Annotated in this window: 19 protein-coding genes; 11 read left to right on the top strand and 8 right to left on the bottom strand. The window is 69.4% G+C overall.

Annotation, left to right across the window (positions count from 1 at the left end; all coding sequences use genetic code 11):
- Positions 1 to 152 precede the first annotated feature (152 nt).
- From ACP2AD_RS10035 to ACP2AD_RS10010, 6 genes are read left to right on the top strand one after another with little or no spacing between them, the layout of a single operon-like run.
- Complete coding sequence (locus ACP2AD_RS10035) at positions 153 to 1,268, top strand: NAD-dependent epimerase/dehydratase family protein (protein WP_425229923.1); 1,116 nt, start codon at positions 153 to 155, stop codon at positions 1,266 to 1,268.
- On the top strand, positions 1,265 to 2,326 hold the full coding sequence (locus tag ACP2AD_RS10030) for an SDR family NAD(P)-dependent oxidoreductase (protein WP_425229922.1): 1,062 nt from the start codon (positions 1,265 to 1,267) through the stop codon (positions 2,324 to 2,326). Before ACP2AD_RS10035 ends, ACP2AD_RS10030 begins: the two co-directional genes overlap by 4 nt.
- Positions 2,323 to 3,396, top strand: coding sequence for a glycosyltransferase family 4 protein (locus tag ACP2AD_RS10025; RefSeq protein ID WP_425229921.1), 1,074 nt, complete (start codon positions 2,323 to 2,325; stop codon positions 3,394 to 3,396). Before ACP2AD_RS10030 ends, ACP2AD_RS10025 begins: the two co-directional genes overlap by 4 nt.
- Positions 3,393 to 4,499, top strand: coding sequence for a CgeB family protein (locus tag ACP2AD_RS10020; RefSeq protein ID WP_425229920.1), 1,107 nt, complete (start codon positions 3,393 to 3,395; stop codon positions 4,497 to 4,499). Before ACP2AD_RS10025 ends, ACP2AD_RS10020 begins: the two co-directional genes overlap by 4 nt.
- Positions 4,496 to 5,584 (top strand): CgeB family protein, encoded by a 1,089-nt coding sequence (locus ACP2AD_RS10015; RefSeq protein ID WP_425229919.1) that lies wholly within the window; start codon positions 4,496 to 4,498, stop codon positions 5,582 to 5,584. Before ACP2AD_RS10020 ends, ACP2AD_RS10015 begins: the two co-directional genes overlap by 4 nt.
- Positions 5,581 to 6,648, top strand: a complete 1,068-nt coding sequence (locus ACP2AD_RS10010; protein ID WP_425229918.1) for a CgeB family protein — start codon at positions 5,581 to 5,583, stop codon at positions 6,646 to 6,648. The genes ACP2AD_RS10015 and ACP2AD_RS10010 overlap by 4 nt, the downstream gene beginning before the upstream one ends.
- Here the strand turns inward: ACP2AD_RS10010 and ACP2AD_RS10005 are convergent.
- The 7 genes from ACP2AD_RS10005 to ACP2AD_RS09975 all read right to left on the bottom strand — a co-directional run bounded on the left by ACP2AD_RS10005 (position 6,606) and on the right by ACP2AD_RS09975 (position 12,486).
- Positions 6,606 to 7,388 (bottom strand): 3'(2'),5'-bisphosphate nucleotidase CysQ, encoded by a 783-nt coding sequence (locus tag ACP2AD_RS10005; protein ID WP_425229917.1) that lies wholly within the window; start codon positions 7,386 to 7,388, stop codon positions 6,606 to 6,608. The genes ACP2AD_RS10010 and ACP2AD_RS10005 overlap by 43 nt on opposite strands.
- A gap of 38 nt (positions 7,389 to 7,426) precedes the next feature.
- Positions 7,427 to 7,648, bottom strand: a complete 222-nt coding sequence (locus tag ACP2AD_RS10000) for a hypothetical protein (RefSeq protein ID WP_425229916.1) — start codon at positions 7,646 to 7,648, stop codon at positions 7,427 to 7,429.
- 105 nt (positions 7,649 to 7,753) lie between these two features.
- Entirely contained in the window at positions 7,754 to 8,995 is a 1,242-nt protein-coding gene (locus ACP2AD_RS09995; RefSeq protein ID WP_425229915.1) for an N-succinylarginine dihydrolase, read from the bottom strand.
- A complete protein-coding gene (locus ACP2AD_RS09990; RefSeq protein WP_425229914.1) occupies positions 8,986 to 10,023 on the bottom strand; it encodes an arginine N-succinyltransferase in 1,038 nt (345 codons plus the stop codon). The genes ACP2AD_RS09995 and ACP2AD_RS09990 overlap by 10 nt, the downstream gene beginning before the upstream one ends.
- Positions 10,020 to 10,502: an RNA pyrophosphohydrolase gene (locus ACP2AD_RS09985; RefSeq protein ID WP_425229913.1), complete on the bottom strand. Its 483-nt coding sequence runs from the start codon at positions 10,500 to 10,502 to the stop codon at positions 10,020 to 10,022. Before ACP2AD_RS09985 ends, ACP2AD_RS09990 begins: the two co-directional genes overlap by 4 nt.
- A 133-nt stretch (positions 10,503 to 10,635) precedes the next feature.
- A complete protein-coding gene (locus ACP2AD_RS09980) occupies positions 10,636 to 11,649 on the bottom strand; it encodes an alpha/beta hydrolase (RefSeq protein ID WP_425229912.1) in 1,014 nt (337 codons plus the stop codon).
- An 87-nt stretch (positions 11,650 to 11,736) separates the two neighbouring features.
- Complete coding sequence (locus ACP2AD_RS09975; protein ID WP_425229911.1) at positions 11,737 to 12,486, bottom strand: hypothetical protein; 750 nt, start codon at positions 12,484 to 12,486, stop codon at positions 11,737 to 11,739.
- A gap of 158 nt (positions 12,487 to 12,644) precedes the next feature.
- Here ACP2AD_RS09975 and ACP2AD_RS09970 point away from each other — a divergent pair, with 158 nt between their 5' ends.
- From ACP2AD_RS09970 to ACP2AD_RS09950, 5 genes are all read left to right on the top strand, one after another.
- A complete protein-coding gene (locus tag ACP2AD_RS09970) occupies positions 12,645 to 13,571 on the top strand; it encodes a histone deacetylase family protein (protein WP_425231147.1) in 927 nt (308 codons plus the stop codon).
- 27 nt (positions 13,572 to 13,598) lie between these two features.
- Entirely contained in the window at positions 13,599 to 15,530 is a 1,932-nt protein-coding gene (locus ACP2AD_RS09965) for a 2-oxoacid:acceptor oxidoreductase subunit alpha (protein ID WP_425229910.1), read from the top strand.
- A complete protein-coding gene (locus ACP2AD_RS09960; protein ID WP_425229909.1) occupies positions 15,527 to 15,874 on the top strand; it encodes a hypothetical protein in 348 nt (115 codons plus the stop codon). The genes ACP2AD_RS09965 and ACP2AD_RS09960 overlap by 4 nt, the downstream gene beginning before the upstream one ends.
- A gap of 15 nt (positions 15,875 to 15,889) precedes the next feature.
- Entirely contained in the window at positions 15,890 to 16,909 is a 1,020-nt protein-coding gene (locus ACP2AD_RS09955; protein ID WP_425229908.1) for a 2-oxoacid:ferredoxin oxidoreductase subunit beta, read from the top strand.
- 217 nt (positions 16,910 to 17,126) lie between these two features.
- On the top strand, positions 17,127 to 18,359 hold the full coding sequence (locus ACP2AD_RS09950; protein WP_425231146.1) for a class I SAM-dependent methyltransferase: 1,233 nt from the start codon (positions 17,127 to 17,129) through the stop codon (positions 18,357 to 18,359).
- A gap of 20 nt (positions 18,360 to 18,379) precedes the next feature.
- Here ACP2AD_RS09950 and ACP2AD_RS09945 read toward each other — a convergent pair whose 3' ends face one another.
- Positions 18,380 to 19,087 (bottom strand): SDR family NAD(P)-dependent oxidoreductase, encoded by a 708-nt coding sequence (locus ACP2AD_RS09945; protein ID WP_425229907.1) that lies wholly within the window; start codon positions 19,085 to 19,087, stop codon positions 18,380 to 18,382.
- Between the last annotated feature and the right edge of the window lie 4 nt (positions 19,088 to 19,091).

The raw sequence follows: 19,091 nt of genomic DNA, 5'->3' as shown, positions 1-19,091 counted from the left end.
CATGCCGTAACACAGGTTAAGTAACTTTGGCTTGCAAGCCATGGTCAGGAACAAAGAAGAAGAAGTTCGGTTACGGCGCGGATACGAAACAGCCGACAGGGGACGCAAGGGTTGCGGTATTTAACAAATGTTAGTGCGGTAAAGTTTCGCGCGTGACCGAAACGATCCTGGTCACCGGCGGCGCCGGGTTCATCGGACGGTTTGTGACGGAAGAGCTGCTGCGCCGCGGCCATCGGGTCCGCGTCTTCGACAGTCTCATCCCGCAGGTTCACGGTGTCGTCGACGGTTCCGCGATGCTCCATCGCGACGCCGAGCTGATCCATGCCGACGTGCGCGACGGCGACGCCGTGACGCGCGCGCTGGCGGGGGTCGACAGCGTTGTCCACCTCGCCGCCGAGGTCGGGGTGGGCCAGTCGATGTACGAGGTCGAGCGCTACACCTCGACCAACGACGTCGGCACTGCGGTCCTGTTCGAAAAGCTGATCGACCAGCGCGTCCGCCGGGTCGTCACCGCTTCCTCGATGTCGATCTATGGCGAGGGACTCTATCACGACGCCGATGGCGCGTTCGTTGAGGACGCGGCGCGTCACGGGCTCAAGGACGGGCTCGCCGACTGGGAACCTGTCGACGTGCTGGGGCGTCCGCTGTCGCCGGTCGCCACCCCCGAATGGAAGCGGCCCAGCCTCGCCTCCATCTATGCGCTCAACAAATATGTGCAGGAGCGCACCACGCACATCATGGCCGCGCCCTATGGCATGGAGAGCGTCTGCCTGCGCCTCTTCAACGTCTATGGGCCGGGGCAGGCGCTGTCGAACCCCTATACCGGCGTGCTTGCGATCTTTGCGTCGCGGCTGCTCAACGGCGAGCGGCCGATGATCTTCGAAGATGGCGAGCAGCGGCGCGATTTTGTCCATGTGACCGACGTCGCGCGGGCGTTCGCCGATGCGCTGACGCTGCCGGCCGCGGCGGGTGGCACCTTCAACATCGGCTCAGGTCACCATCGCTCGGTGCGCGAGGTCGGCGTCGCGCTTGCCCGCGCGATGGGCAAGAACGACCTCGAGCCGGAGATCGTCGGCAAGGCGCGGATCGGTGACATCCGCCACTGCTTCTGCGACACGACGCTGGCGGAGGATAGGCTGGGCTTTCGCGCCACGCAGGACTTCGCGGCGGGGCTCGCCGAGCTCGCCGGCTGGGTCGCGCAGCAGACCGCAACTGACAACGTCGCGCAGATGCGCCGCGAGCTTGAAGCGCGAGGCTTGGTGGCGTGAACGACGCGCCGATCCTCGTCACCGGCGGCGCGGGGTTCATCGGCGTCAACCTGGCCGATCGGCTGCTCGGCGACGGCCATTGCGTTCGTGTCTACGATGCGCTCAGCCGCGCCGGGACCGAGCGCAACCTCGCCTGGCTGCAGGCGCGCCACGGCGGCCGCGTCGATTTCATCCACGCCGATGTCCGTGACCATGCCCGCCTGCGCGAGGCGGCGGCGGACGTGCAGGCGGTGTTCCACCTCGCCGCACAGGTCGCGGTTACCACCAGCCTCGACGATCCGGCCGAGGATTTCGCGATCAATATCGGCGGCACCTTCGCGCTGCTGGAGGCGTTGCGCGCACGCGGCGGCGGCGGCGTCCCGCTGATCTTCGCGTCGACCAACAAGGTCTATGGCGACCTCGCCGACATTGCGTTCGTGCGCGAAGGCGCGGCCTATGTCCCGGCCGACCCGGCGGTTCGCGCGCACGGCATCGGCGAGGCGCGGCCGCTCGACTTCCACACCCCCTATGGCGTGTCCAAGGGCGCGGCGGACCAGTACGTGCTCGATTACGCCCGCAGCTTCGGAATGCCGACCTGCGTGCTCCGTATGTCGTGCATCTATGGCCGGCGGCAGATGGGGACCGAGGATCAGGGGTGGGTCGCGCACTTCCTGATCCGCGCGCTGGAAGGGCGGCCGATCACGCTCTACGGCGACGGCTATCAGGTTCGCGACATCCTCGACGTGTCGAACGCGGTCGACGCGTACATCTGCGCGTGGCGGCGGATCGAGGCGGTGAAGGGCAGGGCATTCAACCTGGGCGGCGGCCCCGCCAACGCCGTGTCGCTGCGCCAGCTGCTCGCGCACATGGGTGCGTTGGTCGGGCGCGACATCGACGTGACATGGAGCGACTGGCGCGCAGGCGACCAGCGCTATTTCGTCGCCGACACCCGCGCGGCGGAGGCGGCGCTGGGCCTCGCGCCGAAGCTGGCGTGGCAGGAGGGTGTCGCGCAGCTCGCGGGCTGGCTCGCCGCCGAACGCCGCCTCAACCTGCCGTTCGTCGCGGAAGCCGCCGAATGAAGGTCCTGATGACCTGCGACGCGGTCGGCGGCGTCTGGCAATACGCCACCGACTTGGCGCAGGCGCTAGCGGGCGACGGCGTGGAGGTCGTGCTGGCGGTGCTCGGCCCTGTCCATGCCTGCGAGAGCGGATATCCCACTTCGGTCGAACTAGTACACACCAACCTTGCCCTCGATTGGCTCGCCGCCGGCCCGGAAGAGGTCCGCCACACCGGCCGCGCCATCGCCGCGCTCGCGGCCGAACACCGCGTCGACGTCATTCACCTCAACTCGCCTGCGCTCGCCGCGGCCGGGCCGTTCCCCGCACCCGTTGTCGCGGTCGCGCATGGCTGCATCGCCACCTGGTTCGACGCGATGAGCGAGGCGCCGCCCGCGCACCTCGCCTGGCATGCCGATCTGGTCCGCGCCGGGCTCAATGCCGCGAGCGCGGTGTTCGCGCCGAGCGCCGCCTACGCCGCCGCCGTGCAGCGCCGCTACGGGCTCGGGTTCGCCCCGCAGGTCGTCCACAACGGCCGCACACCCGCCGCGCTGGCCGCAGCGCAACCGGCCGATCATGTCTTCACCGCGGGCCGCCTCTGGGACCGGGTCAAGCGGACCCCGCTGCTCGACGCCGTCGCGGCGCTGCTGCCCGTGCCGTTCCGCGCCGCCGGACCAGTCACCGCCCCGCACGGCGAGCGCGTCGAGACGAGCCATCTCCACCTGCTCGGCACGCTCGACGCCGAGGCGCTCGCCGCCGAGTATGCGCGGCAGCCGGTCTTCGTCTCCGCCGCCTGTTTCGAGCCGTTCGGGCTCGCTGTGCTGGAAGCGGCGCAGGCAGGGTGCCCGCTGGTGCTGGCGGGGATAGAGACCTTCCGCGAGCTGTGGGCGGGCGCGGCGCTGCTCGTGCCGGAGGGCGACCCCGCCGCCTATGGCGCGGCGATCGCACGCATCCGCGGGGACGCGGGGTTGCGCGCGCACCTGTCGCAGGCGGCGCAGGCTCGCGCCTTGCGCTATACCCCTGCGGCGATGGCCGCCGGCACGCTCGCCGTCTATCGCGACCTCCTCCTCGCGCCGGAGCGCCGCGCGGCGTGAACATCGTCTATTTCACCCATTCGCTGCGCTCCTGCTGGAACCACGGCAACGCACATTTCTTGCGGGGCGTGCTGCGCGAGCTGCAGGCGCTGGGCCATCGCGTCCGCGCGTTGGAGCCCGACCGCAACTGGAGCCTCGACAATCTCCTCGCCGACGCGGGCGAGGCGGGACTCGCCGCCTTCCGCGACGCGTATCCCGACCTGCGGCCCGAGCCATATGCGCCTGACGCCGATCCGGCGGCGCTGGTCGACGGCGCCGACCTTGTCATCGTCCATGAGTGGAACGAGCCGGCGCTGGTCGCCGCGCTCGGTGCGCGGCGCAAGCGCGGCGCACCGTTCCGCCTGCTGTTCCACGACACCCATCACCGCGCCGTCAGCGCCCCCGCGGAGATGCAGGCCTTTGATCTCAGCGGCTATGACGGCGTGCTCGCGTTCGGCGAGACGTTGAGCGCGGTGTATCGCGCCTGGGGCTGGGCCGGGCGCGTCTGGACCTGGCACGAGGCCGCGGACACGCGGCTGTTCCACCCACCTGCCATCGAAGTCGAGCGCGACGGCGTGGTCTGGATCGGCAACTGGGGCGATGGCGAACGGACCGCGGAGCTGGAGCGCTTCCTGTTCGCCCCCGTCCAGGCGGCGGGCATGGCGCTCGACGTCTACGGCGTCCGCTATCCCGACGAGGCGAAGACGACGCTCGCCCGCCATGGCGCGCGCTATCACGGCTGGGCGCCCAATGCGCGCGCGCCCGCAATCTTTGCGCAGCATCTGGCGACGGTGCATGTGCCGCGCCGCTATTACGCGACGATCCTGCCCGGCATCCCGACGATCCGCGTCTTCGAGGCGCTCGCCTGCGGCATTCCGCTGATCTCCGCGCCCTGGCACGATGCCGAGGGACTGTTCCGGCCGGGTACGGACTTCCTCATCGCCCGCTCGGGCGATGACGTCGCTGCGCACCTGCGACAGCTGCGTGACGATCCCAAGTTCGCACGCGAGCTGACCACCGCCGGTCTGGCGACGATCCACGCCCGCCACACCTGCGCCCACCGCGCCCACGAGCTGCTTGCCACCGCGGCACAACTCGACCTACCGACAAGGAACGCAGCGTGAAGATCGCTTTTTACGGTTCAAGCCTGCTGTCCTCCTATTGGAACGGCGCGGCGACCTATTACCGCGGCATTCTATCTGCGCTGGCGAACCATAGCTACGACATCACCTTCTACGAACCCGACGCTTTCGACCGGCAGCAGCACCGCGATATCGACCCGCCCTCCTACGCGAAGGTCGTCGTCTATGCCGCCAACGACGAGGCCCTGCGCGGCGTGCTCGCCGAAGCCGCCAGGGCGGACATCGTCATCAAGGCGAGCGGGGTGGGGGTGTTCGACCGCGAGCTGCTGCAGGGCATCGTCCGTCATGCACGTCCGGACGCGCTGAAGCTGTTCTGGGATGTCGACGCCGCCGCGACGCTGGACGAGATGCGCGGCGACCCGCTGCACCCGGTGCGGCGTGCGCTGCCCGATCTCGACATGGTGCTGACCTATGGTGGCGGGCCGCCGGTGATCGAGGCCTATACCGGCTTTGGCGCCGCGCGATGCGTGCCCGTCTACAACGCCCTCGATCCGGACACTCATCATCCAGTCGCACCCGACCCGCGCTTTGCGGGCGACCTGTCGTTCCTGGCCAATCGCCTGCCCGATCGCGAGGCGCGGGTGGAGGCGTTCTTCCTGCGCGCCGCCGAGCTGCTCCCCGACCACCGCTTCCTGCTCGGCGGCAGCGGCTGGCACGACAAGGCGATGCCCGGCAACGTCCGCGCGATCGGGCATGTCGGCACCGCGGCGCACAACGCCTTCAACTGCAGTCCGCTGGCGGTGCTCAACGTCGCGCGCGACTCGATGGCGCATATCGGTTTTTCACCCGCGACGAGGGTGTTCGAGGCGGCGGGCGCGGCGGCGTGCCTCATCACCGACGCATGGGATGGGATCGAGCAGTTCCTGATCCCGGACGAGGAGGTGCTGGTCGCACGCGACGGGCAGGACGTTGCCGATCACCTTGCCGCGCTGACGCCCGCGCGGGCGCAGGCGATCGGCGCGGCGGCGCTGCGCCGGGTGCTGGCGGAACACACCTATGCGTTGCGCGGACGGCAGGTGCATGCGCTGTTCCAGGACCATGCCGCCCGGTTGCGAGCAGCGGCGTGAAGCTCGTCGTTCTTGGCCTGTCGCTCTCTTCCTCCTGGGGGAACGGGCACGCGACCACCTTCCGCGCGCTGTTGCAGGCGTTCGCGTCGCGCGGGCACGACGTGATTTTCCTCGAGCGCGACGTGCCCTGGTATGCCGGTCAACGCGACCTTGCCGATCCCGGCTGGTGCCGCCTCGCATTTTACCGCGACCTTGCCGCACTGGAACGCTGGGCGCCCGAGGTGGCCGCCGCCGATGCGGTAGTGGTCGGCTCCTATGTCCCCGACGGCGTCGCGGCCGGGCAATGGGTGCAGCGCACCGCGCGCGGCACGACCGCCTTCTACGACATCGACACGCCGGTGACGCTGGCGAAGCTGGAGCGTGGCGATTGCGACTATCTCTCGCCAGAACTGATCCCCGGCTACGACGTCTATCTGTCGTTCACCGGCGGCCCGACGCTCGACCGGCTGGAGCGGCACTATCGCTCACCGGCAGCGCGGGCGCTGTATTGCAGCGTCGATCCGCGCGCCTACCGCTCGACCGGCGCCGCCAAGCGCTGGGACCTGTCCTATCTCGGCACCTATAGCGACGATCGCCAGCCGCCGCTGACCCGGCTGCTGATCGATGCCGCCCGCGCCGCGCCGGCGAAGCGGTTCGTCGTCGCCGGGCCGCAATATCCCGCGGGCATCGACTGGCCCGCCAATGTTCAGCGGATCGAGCATCTGCCGCCCGCCGAGCACGCCGCCTTCTATTCCGCCTCGCGCTGGACGCTGAACGTCACCCGCGCCGACATGATCGCGCGCGGTTGGTCACCGTCGGTGCGGCTCTTCGAGGCCGCGGCGTGCGCGACGCCGATCGTGTCGGACTGGTGGGAGGGCCTCGACCAGCTGTTCGCGCCCGATCGCGAGATCGTGCTTGCCGCGACGGCGGCGGGCGTGCTCGCGGCGCTCGACCGGGCGGATGCGACGGCGATCGGCGAGGCGGGGCGCGCGCGCGTGCTGGCGGCGCACACCGCCGATCACCGCGCCGCCGAGCTGGAGCGCTATTTGGGCGAGGCTGCCGCGGTCAGAGCCGAAGCGGCCTGATCCGCCGCCACCAGCGCCAACACCGCCGCCGCCACCTCGCGCCGGCAGATCAACAGGTCGGGCAACAGCGGATCGGTGCAGTTGTAGCGCAGCGGTGCGCCGTCGATCCGCGACGCGTGCAGCCCCGCCGCCAACGCGACCGCGACCGGCGCGCAGCTGTCCCATTCAAACTGCCCGCCGGCGTGGAGGTAGATGTCGGCGCGGCCGTCGACCACCGCCATCGCCTTCGCCCCTGCCGAGCCCATCCCGAACAGTTCGGCATCCAGCGCCGCGGCGACCCGCTCGACAACCGCCGGGCAGCGCGTCCGGCTCGCGACCATGCGCAGCCGATTGGGAAGCGGTGCGAACGCTGGTGGCGGGTCATCGGTGGCGTGCGCGGCCCCGCGCATCGGCAGCGCGACCGCGCCCGCGATCGGCGCGCCGTCGATCGCCAGCCCGACATGCACTGCCCAGTCGTCGCGCCCGCCCGCGTAATCGTTGGTGCCGTCCAGCGGATCGACCACCCAGACGCGCCGCGCGCTGCACCGGCGGCCGTCGTCTAGCGTTTCCTCCGACAGGATGAAGTCATCCGGCCGCGCCGCGCGCAGCCACGGCAGGATCAGGTCGTCGGCCGCCCGGTCGCCGCGGGCGCCCAACGCCGGTCCGGCCAGCCCGCTCGTCGCGCGGATGTCGAGCAGCAGCGCACCCGTCGCCGTCGCCACCGCGCGCGCCAGGGCGGCGTCCGTGATGCCTGCGTCCATGCCGTCAGTTTCAGCGCATCGCCCGGCAATGTCCACCGTCAGGGCGCGCCGCGGGTGACCTCGACCGAATGAAGGATGCGCCCGCCCGCCATGAACACCGCGACCGGGCAGCAGGCGAAAAGTAGCTTGCCGCCGACACCGGGATACAGCTGCATGTAGTGAAACCCGCGTTCCACCGCGCCCATCCCGAGGCCGTAGATAACCAGAAACGCCTCGAATTTGGTCTTGATCGTGAACAGACGGGCGACGCGGGCGAACATGCCCGTAGTGTCGCAAGTATCGGGCCAAGCGCGGTTTTCTGACGTTTCCTTGCGCGCGACGATGGTTACCTGTAAGTTAATCCGACACGTCAGCGGTCGTGAACATCAGGCCAGCTCGAGCAGGTCCAGCGCCGCCAGCAGCGCCCGCCGCGCCGCCTCCGCCGCGGGCCAGTCGCCCAGCGCCGCATGGGCCGCCGCGTCGACCCGCTCGGGCCAGTGCGCGCTCACCGCCGCCGCGATCAGACCGAGCTTCGCCTCGTCGGCCAGGAAGCGCGGGTCGACGGTAGCGGGATCGCAGACGACGCGCAGCCGCAGGCAGGCCGGGCCGCCGCCGTTCGCCATCGATTCGCGGACGTCGACGGGGACCAGCCGCCGGATCGGGCCGTTGCCCGCGGCCAGCGCCTCCAGCCAGCGCCAGACCCGCGCGTGCGTCTGCGCCTCGGACGGCAGGATCAGGGCCATGCCGCCGCTTCCCGGCAGCGTCACGAGCTGCGCGTTGAAGAGATAGCTGGCGACCGCATCCGCCAGGCTGACGGCGCTGGCGGGCACCTCGATGATCTCGACGCCGGGCAGTCGCGCGCGCAGCGCGGCATAGAGCCGTGCGGGATCGGCGAACGCCTGTTCATGCGTGAGCAGGACGTGCTCGTTGGCGACCGCGACCACGTCATTGTGGAACGCGCCCGCTGCGATCGCCGCCGGGGATTGCTGTGCGAACAGCGCGGTGACGCCATGCCGCCGCGCGACCGCCTCGGACGCGACGCGGTGCTGGCGGGCGGGGAACGCACCCCCGCCCACGCCATAGACGAACACCTCCACCCCCGCCGCCTCGTGCCGCTCGCACAACCGCATGTGGTTGGCCGCGCCCTCGTCGCCGAACGGCGGCGGCACCGCGCCGTGCACCGCGAAGCCGGGATGGGCGAAGGCGAGCTGCAGCTGGCGCAGCGTCTCAGGCCATTCATGGCTGCGGTGCGGCATGGTGACGAGGTTTGCGACGGTCAGGTGGCAGCGGCCGTCGGCGGTATCAGGCGCAGGCGAGACGGTCGCCGCGTTCGCAGCCCACATTACGGAGGCCGAGCTGGCGGCGGACCAAAGCTGTCCAGCCGTGGCCGGTTCGGTCCCGAGCGTCGCCAGCCACTCCCGGTTAGGCCGTCGATGTGGCAGCAGAATGCCCTGCGCCAGCCCAAGCCGCAGGTTCGCGCGCATCTTAGCGATGCCCTGCAACGCCGCCGCCCGCGGATGCGACGGCGCGCCGGCATTCTGCGCCGCCGCCAGGTTGCCGAGGCTCAGCCCCGCATAATTGTGCGTGGGCCCGACGATCCCGTCGAAATTGACCTCGATCAGGGCCACAGCCGCGCCACGTGCCAGACCGCATCGCCGGGCGCGACGCCGACCGCGGCTGCGCCGGCCGCCGACACCACAACGCCGTCATTGGCTGCTTTGACCCTGCCATATGCGCAGCGAAAGCTGGCCAGATTGCCGCTTGCGACAAGCGACTCGACCCCGCCGCCATCATATTCGACCGCCGCCACCGCGACATGCTTCGCCTCTGCGACCGACCGCACCGCATCGGTGCGCGTCGTCATCGTCGGTCCGCCATCGAAGATGTCGACGTAACGCTCGAACCTGAACCCTTCGGTTTCCAGCATCCGCATCGCCGCGCGGCCCGATGGATGGGGCAGGCCGATCACCGCGCGCGCGGTCTCGCTCAGCATCGCGGTATAGATCGGATGCTTGGGCATCAGGTCGGCGATGAACTGGTGCCCGTGGACCGCATTGAACTGGTCGGCATCCTGAAAGTTCATGCCGAAGAACCGCCCCGCCAGCCCGTCCCAGAAGGGCGAGCCCCCCGCCTCGTCGATGATCCCGCGCAGCTCCGCCAGGATGCGGTCGGCGAAACGCGGCCGGTGCGCGCGGATGAACAGGTAGCGCGCGCGCGCCAGCAACAGTCCCAGCCCGCCCGCGCGCTCTCCCGGATGGAGGAACAGCCCGCCGACCTCGCAGCTCCCCTCCAGGTCGGTGGTCAGCGACAGCATCTCGGCGCGAAAGGTGCGGTCCAGCTTGGTGCTGTGCTGCGTCAGCATGCCGAGCCGGTAGGAATAGAAGGGGTGCCGCCGGCCGACCTCGGTGAACAGCTGACAGGTGCCACGCACTTCGCCGGTAGCGCCATTCTCCAGCACCAGCACGAACAGCTCGTCCTCCAACTCGTCGGAGTCGCGCGCAAGGGCCGCACGGCTGCGGTCCAGCTTGGCGCGGAGCGCCCGGCGGTCGGGCGGCAGGTTGGTGAACCCGCCCCCGGTCAGCTTCGCCATCTCGTATAGTGGCTGAAGGTCGTCATCGGTCGCCGCGCGGACGACGAAACTGGACGTCGGCGTCATAGGTGATCCGCGAACGCCGCCAGTATTTCGCGATACAGCTGCTGCTTGAACGGCACGATCAACGCGGGAAGGCCGGCGGGATCGACCCAGCGCCAGGCGCGGAACTCCGGCTCCGCCGTGGCGATGTTGACGTCACCGTCCGCGCCGAGGAACCGGAACAGGAACCAGCGCTGCCGCTGCCCGCGCCACTTGCCCTTCCAGACCTTGCCGATCAGCTCGGGCGGCAGATCATAGAAAAACTCGCCTGGCGCTCGTGCGAGCAGGTCGAGATGCGCTGGCGCGATCCCCGTCTCCTCGCCGACTTCCCGCACCGCCGCGGCCTGCGCGTCCTCGCCGGGGTCGATCCCCCCCTGCGGCATCTGCCACGCCTCCAGCACGGTATCGATCCGCTGCCCGACGAAGACGCGGCCGTCGCGGTTGACGATCATCGCGCCCGCGCAGGGGCGATAGGAGAGGGCGGTGGGGTCGACAGCCATCATGCTTCCCCGGCACGGGGAGGGAGACCGCCGGCGCAGCCGGTGGTGGAGGGGGGACGCCGCGAGCCATGCGCGTGAGGCGGGTCCCCGCCGTCACGCGCTGCGCGCGCGCGACCTCCCCGTGCCGGGGAGGATTTCAAGCGCCTGCTGCCTGCCGCATCACTCGCGCGCCCTCCGCCTCGACGACCGCCGCCTTCACCGTGGCCAGATACCCTGCCACGTCGCCCGCACTGGAAGGCGTCGCCTGGCGCAGCGTGATGAAGCCGTGGACGTTACCCACCGCCTCGCGGAAGGTGACCGGTACGCCCGCCTTCACCAGTGCTGCGGCATAGGCGCGACCCTGGTCGCGGATCGGGTCGAGGCTGGCGGTGACGATCACCGCGGGCGGCATGCCGGCCAGGCCGTACAACAGCGGCGACGCGCGCTGGTGCTGCAGGTCGGCTGCGTAGCAGTCGGCGAACCAGTTCATCGAGTCGCGGGTCAGCAGATGCCCTTCCGCGAACTGCTCGAACGACGGATAGCTGCCGCCCAGATCGGTCGCCGGATAGATCGGCGCCTGCACCAGCACCGGCACGGCGGCGGGCCGGTCGCGCAGGTCCATCGCCACGACCGCGGTCAGGTTGCCGCCCGCGCTGTCGCCCATCAGCACCAGCCCGGTGACGCTGCGCCCCAGCTCGGCCGGGCTACCCGCCACCCAGCGCGCCGCCGCTTCCGAATCGTCGGGCGCGGCGGGCCAGGCGGCTTCGGGAGCGAGGCGATAATCGACCGCGATCACCGGCAGGTCGAGCACCCGGGCTGCCTCGGCGGTGAAGCTGGCGTGGGTGTCGAGATCGCCGATGACGAAACCGCCGCCGTGGAAGAACACCACCGCCGGGCCCGGCTCGCGCCGCTCGCGCGCATCGAACAGCCGCGCCGGGATGCCGCCTGCCGGGCCGGGGATGGTCAGGTCCTTGATCACCGCCAGCGCGCCGATCGGCGGGTCGGCGATATCCTTCATGGCACGGTACATCTCGCGCGCCGCGGCCGCGCCGATCTCGTGCGTCTTGGGCCCGGGCAGCGCGTTCAGATAGGCGAGGAACTGCCGCACGTCGGGGCGGACATAGGGCGCGGCGGCAGGCTTGAGCTGCGGGTCCGGGGTCATGTCGTTCATCGGCTCGGCTCCTCTCGTGGCGCTGATGCGCTTGCCGCCTAACTATGCGGTGGGATCGGGGTCGTCCACCGCCTCTCGCCAGGTCCCCTACTGTCCACGCGCGGCGATGATCCGCCCGGTCCCGGTCAGGATCAGCAGCTCGGCGGGGCCGGGGTCCAGCCCCACGTCGTGTGCGCGCCTGAGTTTCCGCCGGTCCGCCAGCATGATCTCGTCGCTGTCCTCGACATCGCCATGGCCGCGGTTCATGTGCAGGAAGGTGCCCACGCGCTCGACCGCCACCGCCTGCCACACTGGCCCAACGATCAGGTCGTGCGCCGCGCCGATCGCGGTCAGGGCGGGAAACCCCGTGCCGATCGCCAGCACCGCCAACTGAACGGCGACGTAGCCACGTTTGAGGTAGCGCAGCAGCGGCAACACGCAGACCGCCGGCACGACGATGCACAGAACGACCCGCATCCAGAACAGGGCGTGCCAGCTCGCCTGGTTGACGTCGACGGTCTGGAACACGAACCAGCACAACAGCGGCGCGAACGGGATCGACAGCAGCCAGATCGCGCCGAGGCACCCCTCCCACCGTGAATAGGCGGGCTTGGGGTCTATCCCCTCCGCCACCGCCCGCGCGCTCAACCGCGGAATATATTCGAACCCGGCGGCGATGATCAGAAGGAACGCCGTAAGCGCCAGCGCGAAATCGTTGATCTCTCCCATCGCGACATAGCATATCCCGAGCAGCAAAGCTCCGCTGACCACGAGGCCGCGCCACCCCCGCATCAGCCATCCCAGCGACGCCCGACCATTGGCGGGTTCGGGGCCGCCCGCGGGATCAGCGCCGGACACGCGAAGCATCCTGTACGGTATCATTCACGGTTCTTCCCCGCTCGCCGCGCGCTCCCGCCCGCGCGCCACACGTGCCATCGACAGCGCCGGCCAACAACCCGTCGAAGCCCAAGAGAACGGGTTACACGCCGTCGGCGCGTGTCGTATCGCCTGCCGCGGTGATCCATGTCGTCCACCATCCCGACTATGTCGCTGCCGCGCCGACGCGGTCCACGTACAAGTGGAACAAGAACGGGATGATCCGCGACCTGCTGCTGGCGCAAGGCGATCGGATCGATTGGCATACCCCAGAGCCGATGCCGGCAGTGTGGCTCGAAGCGGTGCACGACGCCGCCTATGTCGCCGAGGTCCTCGCCGCCACGGTGCCGCGCGCAAAGGAGCGGCGCATCGGCTTTCCCGTCACGCCCATGGTCGCGGCGCGGGCGCAGGCGGTGCCGGGCGGAACGTGGCTCGCCGCTTTACTGGCCCTGGAGCACGGCTTCGCGGCGAACAGCGCGGGCGGCTCGCATCATGCGCTGGCGGACACCGGCGCGGGGTTCTGCGTTTTCAACGATCTCGCAATCGCCGCGCACCGGCTGATCGCGGAAGGCACGGTCGACCGGCTGCTGATCGTCGACTGCGACGTGCATCAGGGCGACGGCACCGCCGCGCTGCTGGCGGGGCGGCCCGAGATCGCGACCTACTCGATTCATGCGGAGAAGAACTTCCCCGTCCGCAAAGCGCGCTCTACGCTTGATGTGCCGCTCGCTGATGGAGTGGAGGACGACGAGGATCTGGCCACGCTGGAGCGCACGCTGACGCCGCTGCTCGACGATCTTGCGCCGCAGCTCGTCCTCTACCAGGCAGGCGTCGATCCGTATGCCGGAGACGGCCTTGGCCGCCTGGCGCTCAGCCGCGACGGCCTGATCAGCCGAGATCGCACGGTCGCCCGGCTGCTGCGCGAACGCGGCGTCCCCTTTGCGAGCACCGTCGGTGGCGGTTACGGTCATGACCCGCTGGAGATTGCCGAGCGCCACGTCGCCGCGATCCTGACGCTGGGCGACGACAAGCCTTTCTACTTGGCCCCGCGGCCATCCCGGGCTTAGAGAACCGGCAGTGAAGAGGAACGCCGCATGGCAACAGCCATCCACGAAGTGACCCCCGCCGAAGCCGCTGCCCATCCCGCGCCCGAATCCGTCGTCGTCCGCTTCGCCGGCGATTCCGGCGACGGCATGCAGCTGACCGGCGGGCAGTTCACCCTGTCGACCGCGCTGGCGGGCAACGACCTCGCCACCTTCCCGGACTTCCCTGCCGAGATCCGCGCGCCGCAGGGGACGCTGTTCGGCGTCTCCGCCTTCCAGATCAACTTCGGCTCGACCGAGATCGAGACCGCGGGCGACCAGCCCGACGTCCTCGTCGCGATGAACCCCGCGGGGCTGAAGGTGAACGTCGACGCGCTCCGCCCCGGCGGCCTCATCATCGCCGACGAGGGCGAGTTTACCGACCGCAATCTGGCCAAGGCGAAGTACGACGCCAACCCGCTGACCGACGGCAGCCTGTCGCGGTGGCAGCTCCTGTCGTTCAACATCTCGCAGCTGACGCTCGATGCCGTGAAGCCGTTCGGCCTCGGCAACAAGGAGGCGCTGCGCTGCAAGAACATGTGGACGCTGGGGCTGTCGCTGTGGATGTTCGACCGCGACCGCCAGCCGATCGTCGACTGGCTCAAGGCCAAGTTCGCCAAGCTGCCGGTGCTGGCGGAGGCGAACATCGCGGCATTGAACGCGGGTCACGCCTATGGCGAGACGGCGGAGCTGTCCGGCCCGCTCAAGCAGCATTCAATCCCCGCCGCCGCGGTCGAGGCCGGGCTGTACCGCACCGTCACCGGCGCCGACGCGATCAGCCTGGGGCTTGTCGCGGGCGCGCAGCTGGCCGGGCTGCCGATGTTCTTCGGCGGCTATCCGATCACGCCCGCGTCCGCGATCCTGCACAGCCTGTCGCGGCTGAAGGAGTTCGGCGTCACCACCTTCCAGGCGGAGGACGAGATCGCCGCCATCGCATCGGCGATCGGCGCGTCCTATGCGGGCCAGCTCGGCGTCACCTCCTCGTCCGGCCCCGGCATCGCGCTGAAAGGCGAGGCGATGGGGCTGGCGATCATGACCGAGCTGCCGCTCGTGATCGTCAACTCGCAGCGCGGCGGGCCGTCGACCGGTCTGCCCACCAAGACCGAACAGTCGGACCTCTATCAGGCGGTGTACGGCAGAAACGGCGACGCGCCGATGCCGGTGCTGGCGACGCGCTCGGCGGCGGACTGTTTCGACGTCGCGATCGAGGCGGTGCGGATCGCGACCCAGTACATGACGCCGGTGATGATCCTGACCGACGGCTATATCGCCAACGCCGCCGAACCGTGGAAGGTGCCCGACGTGAGCACCTACGCGCCGTTCCCGGTGCGGTTCGCGACCGACACGGGTGAGGGCTTCCATCCCTACGCGCGCGATAACAAGCTCGCGCGGCCCTGGGCCAAGCCGGGCACGCCCGGGCTGCTCCACCGCATCGGCGGGATCGAGAAGAAGCAGGGCACCGGCAATATCGACTACAGCCCCGCCAACCATCAGGAGATGACCGACACCCGCCGCGACAAGGTGGCGGGCGTGGTGGTGCCCGACCAGCAGGTCGAGCTGGGCGAGACGAGCGGCAGGCTGGCGGTGGTCGGCTGGGGCTCCACCTTCGGGCCGATCCATCAGGCCGTCCGCCGCGCGCGCCGGGCGGGCCGCGACGTCGCGCACATCCACATCCGTCACATCTGGCCGATGCCCGCCAATCTGGGAGCGTTGCTGAAGGGTTACGACGCGATCCTCGTGCCGGAGATGAACACCGGCCAGCTCAAGACGGTGCTCCGCGACCAGTTCCTCGTCGACGCCAAGCCGCTCAACAAGGTCAGCGGCCAGCCCTTCCGCATCGCGGAGATCGAGGCCGCAATCGACGCGGCGCTGGGCGGCCACGGCGGCGGCGAGGTGGCGGCGGACCGGACCGAGCTGCCGAGCATCGCTGCGGTCAATCCGTGAAGCTTGTTCCTTTAGCGTTTGCAGTTCCGCTGCTGTCCACTTGCAGCGGACATAATGATAGTTCCGCACCTCAAGGCTTCGCCCTTGATGGTCCGTCGCCACTTGTAGCCCAAACGGAAAGAAGTTGTGTACGTGCTCTAAAAAATGCGCCGTTGGTCCGGGTCATGAATCTACCGCTCGCCGAATACCAAGCCCGTAGCTCATTGTCAGATTTCGGTGCTGATCTTTGGTGGGCCAAAGGATCTATACCTGGCAACCCGACCGTGTCGTTATCTTGCGAAGTGGACCACAGCGGAAAAATCACCGACTTGGAACTGAACGGCGATACTATTTCAGCAAATTGAACACAGGCAAATCTTATGAACGACATGACCCCCTTCCTGACCAAGCCCAAGGATTGGGAGACCGACCAGGAGGTCCGCTGGTGCCCTGGGTGCGGCGACTACGCTATCCTGAAGGCGGTGCAGCGGACCATGCCCGATCTCGGTGCGCGGCCGGAGAACACGGTGTTCGTATCCGGCATCGGTTGCTCGTCGCGCTTCCCTTATTACATGGAGACCTATGGCTTCCACACCATCCACGGCCGCGCGCCGGCGGTGGCGACGGGGGTGAAGCTCGCCAATCCCGAGCTCGACGTGTGGATCATCACCGGCGACGGCGACGCGCTGTCGATCGGCGGCAACCACACGATGCACCTGCTGCGGCGCAACCTGAACTGTCAGTTCCTGCTCTTCAACAACGAGATCTACGGGCTGACCAAGGGGCAATACTCGCCCACCTCGCGCGTCGGCACCCGCTCGCCCTCCACCCCGCTCGGCTCGGTCGACCGTCCCGCGAACCCGTGCGCCTTTGCGCTCGGCAGCGGCGCGCGGTTCGTCGCGCGTGGCATCGACGTCCACAAGAACCTCGTCGGCGTGCTCAAGGCCGCCTATGCGCATCGCGGCGCGGCGTTCGTGGAAATCTTCCAGAACTGCATCGTCTACAATGACGACGTGTTCGCTGCCTTCACTGACAAGAAGCAGGGCGCGGACCAGAACCAGCTCTGGGTCGAGCACGGAAAGCCGCTGACCTTCGCGGGCGGCACGAAGGGCCTCGCGCTCGACACAGCGACGCTCAAGCTGAAGGTGGTCGCGGCCGACGATCCGGCGGTGGCGGTCCACGACCAGACCAACCGCGGCCTCGCGCACATGCTGGTCGAGATGCCGTTCGGCGACTTCCCGATGGCGCTGGGCGTCCTCTACGACGATCCCGCCCCGACCTTCGACAGCGCCGTGGTCGAACAGAACGCTGCCGCGGCCGCGGGCAGGAAGCCCGACCTGCAGAAGCTGTTGAGCCAGGGGCAGACCTGGCAGGTCGAGAAGGAACCGCATCTGGTGTGATGCCGGGACGCGAGCGGCGAAGCTGGGCGCGGGACCGGCGAACACGGCCGACGCCAAGCCCGTTCGACGTTACGTGATTTGCTCACGTGATAACCGCCAGCCTCGAGATGCTGTCCTACAAGCCTTCCCCCATGCCATAGCCGCCGCCGTGACGAGCCGCCCCATCCTTTCCGATGCCGCAATCGACCGTCCGTCGACGGCCGTCGACCACAAGCCGTTGTATCCGGCGGCCGCGGCAAACCACGGGTGGGGTCAACATGGACAACACCGATTCGCGGGCCTCGTCGGCTACCCATTTCATCGCATCCTCGACCGCATCGACGCCGGGCTTGAACAAGGCGGGATCGACGCGACGCTTCCCGACGGCACCCGCCGCCTGCTCGGCGGCCGCGCGCCCGGGCCGCTGCCGATCGTCGCGATCCATCGCTGGCGCGCGCTGGCCCGCCTCGCCACGGCCGGATCGATCGGCTGGTTTCGCGGCTGGCGCGACGGCGACTGGTCGAGCCCCGATCCGGTGCCGCTGTTCGACCTGTTCATGCGCAACCGTATCCCGCTCGGCCGCGTCGCGCGCTCCGGCGGCCCAGTCCGGCTCGCCGCCCGTGCCTGGCACTGGCTCCGCCGCAACACCCCCGCGCGGGCGCGGCGGAATATCGAAGCTCATTACGACCTGGGCAACGACTTCTACCGCGAATGGTTGGACGACAGCCTGACCTATTCGAGCGCGCTGTTTGATCCCAATCGCCCCGGCGAACCGCTCTTCGTCGCGCAGCACCGCAAGCTGCGCGCGATGTTGGCCCGCACCGGTGCGAAGGGAGGGGACAGGATTCTCGAGATCGGCTGCGGCTGGGGTTCGTTCGCGGAGATCGCTGCGGAGGAGGAGATCGCTGTCCACGGCGTAACCCTGTCGAGTGAACAAAAGGCCTATGTCGACGCAGAAAATATGCCCTCGGTTTCCGTAGCGCTGACCGATTACCGGGATGAGACCGGGCGCTATGACGCGGTCGTCTCGATCGAAATGGTCGAGGCGGTAGGGCGGCAGTTCTGGCCCGCTTATCTCGATACGGTGGCGCGCGTGCTCAATCCCGGTGGGCGCGCGGCGCTCCAGTTCATCTCGATCGCCGACGACGTGTTCGAGCGCTATGCGGAGAGCGTCGATTTCATCCAGCGCTACGTCTTTCCGGGCGGCATGCTGCTGTCGGCGAGCCGCTTCCGCGCGCTCGCCGAGGCGCGTGGACTGAGCTGGACCGACGAGCACCGCTTCGGCCTCGATTACGCGGAGACGCTGCGTCGCTGGCGGCGGTCATTCGACACGGCGGATGCGGAGGGTCGCATTCCCCTCCGCCTGGACGCGACCTTTCGCGACCTGTGGCGCTATTACCTGATGTATTGCGAGGGCGGCTTCCGCGGCGGCGGCATCGACGTACACCAGGTGACGCTAGTGAAGGGATGACGGGCCGCCACCCGTCAGGATCACCCCACCCGCTCGCGGTGCCCGTCCTCGAACCCCGCCACCGCCAGCGCCGCGATGTGCTCGCCCACCACCGCGGGCTCCTTGACGATCGCCGGGTCCTCGCCGGGATAGGCGCGGGCGCGCATCACCGTGCGGGTCGCGCCGGGGTCTACGATCGCGGTCCGCACCCGGCTGATCGCCGCCAGTTCGTCGCCATAGGCCGCGAGCAGCGTCTCGAACGCCGCCTTGGATGCGCCGTACAGTCCCCAATAGGCGCGCGGGTTGCGTCCGACCGAGGAGGTCAGCCCGATCACCTTGCCCGCCTTGGCCCGGCGCAGCATCGGGTCGAACGCCGCGATCAGCGCCGCCTGCGCGCTGACGTTGAGGGTCAGGACGCGCGCCATCTCCGGCGGGTCGATGGCGGGCACCGCACCCAGGCTGCCCAGCGTCGCGGCGTTGAGCACGAGCAGGTCGAGGGCATTCCAGCGACCCTCCACCGCAGCGGCAAGCTTGGCGATCGCGTCCGCTTCCGTCAGGTCGAGCGGCGCGATCGTCGCCGCGCCGCCGGCGTCGAAGATGCGCTGTTCCACCGCCTCCAGGTCCTTCGCGGTGCGCGCGGTTAGCACCACATGCGCGCCGCGCGCCGCCAGCGCCTCGGCGATCGCGGCGCCGATCCCGCGGCTCGCGCCGGTCACGACGGCGATCTGATGGTTGAGAGGCTTGTTCATGCCG

It is taken from the genome of Sphingomonas sp., from assembly GCF_965248875.1.
Lineage (GTDB): Bacteria > Pseudomonadota > Alphaproteobacteria > Sphingomonadales > Sphingomonadaceae > Sphingomonas.
Note: the sequence above shows the minus strand (reverse complement) of the source record. Positions and strands in the feature narration are given on the sequence as shown.

What these genes read in the sequence shown, in the direction of transcription:
- ACP2AD_RS09965 (WP_425229910.1), top strand. Translation starts at nt 13,599, where the DNA reads ATGGCAACAGCCATCCACGAAGTGACCCCCGCCGAAGCCGCTGCCCAT.
- ACP2AD_RS09990 (WP_425229914.1), bottom strand. Translation starts at nt 10,023, where the DNA reads ATGACGCCGACGTCCAGTTTCGTCGTCCGCGCGGCGACCGATGACGAC.
- ACP2AD_RS10005 (WP_425229917.1), bottom strand. Translation starts at nt 7,388, where the DNA reads ATGGACGCAGGCATCACGGACGCCGCCCTGGCGCGCGCGGTGGCGACG.
- ACP2AD_RS10000 (WP_425229916.1), bottom strand. Translation starts at nt 7,648, where the DNA reads ATGTTCGCCCGCGTCGCCCGTCTGTTCACGATCAAGACCAAATTCGAG.
- ACP2AD_RS09985 (WP_425229913.1), bottom strand. Translation starts at nt 10,502, where the DNA reads ATGATGGCTGTCGACCCCACCGCCCTCTCCTATCGCCCCTGCGCGGGC.
- ACP2AD_RS09945 (WP_425229907.1), bottom strand. Translation starts at nt 19,087, where the DNA reads ATGAACAAGCCTCTCAACCATCAGATCGCCGTCGTGACCGGCGCGAGC.
- ACP2AD_RS10025 (WP_425229921.1), top strand. Translation starts at nt 2,323, where the DNA reads ATGAAGGTCCTGATGACCTGCGACGCGGTCGGCGGCGTCTGGCAATAC.
- ACP2AD_RS09980 (WP_425229912.1), bottom strand. Translation starts at nt 11,649, where the DNA reads ATGAACGACATGACCCCGGACCCGCAGCTCAAGCCTGCCGCCGCGCCC.
- ACP2AD_RS09955 (WP_425229908.1), top strand. Translation starts at nt 15,890, where the DNA reads ATGAACGACATGACCCCCTTCCTGACCAAGCCCAAGGATTGGGAGACC.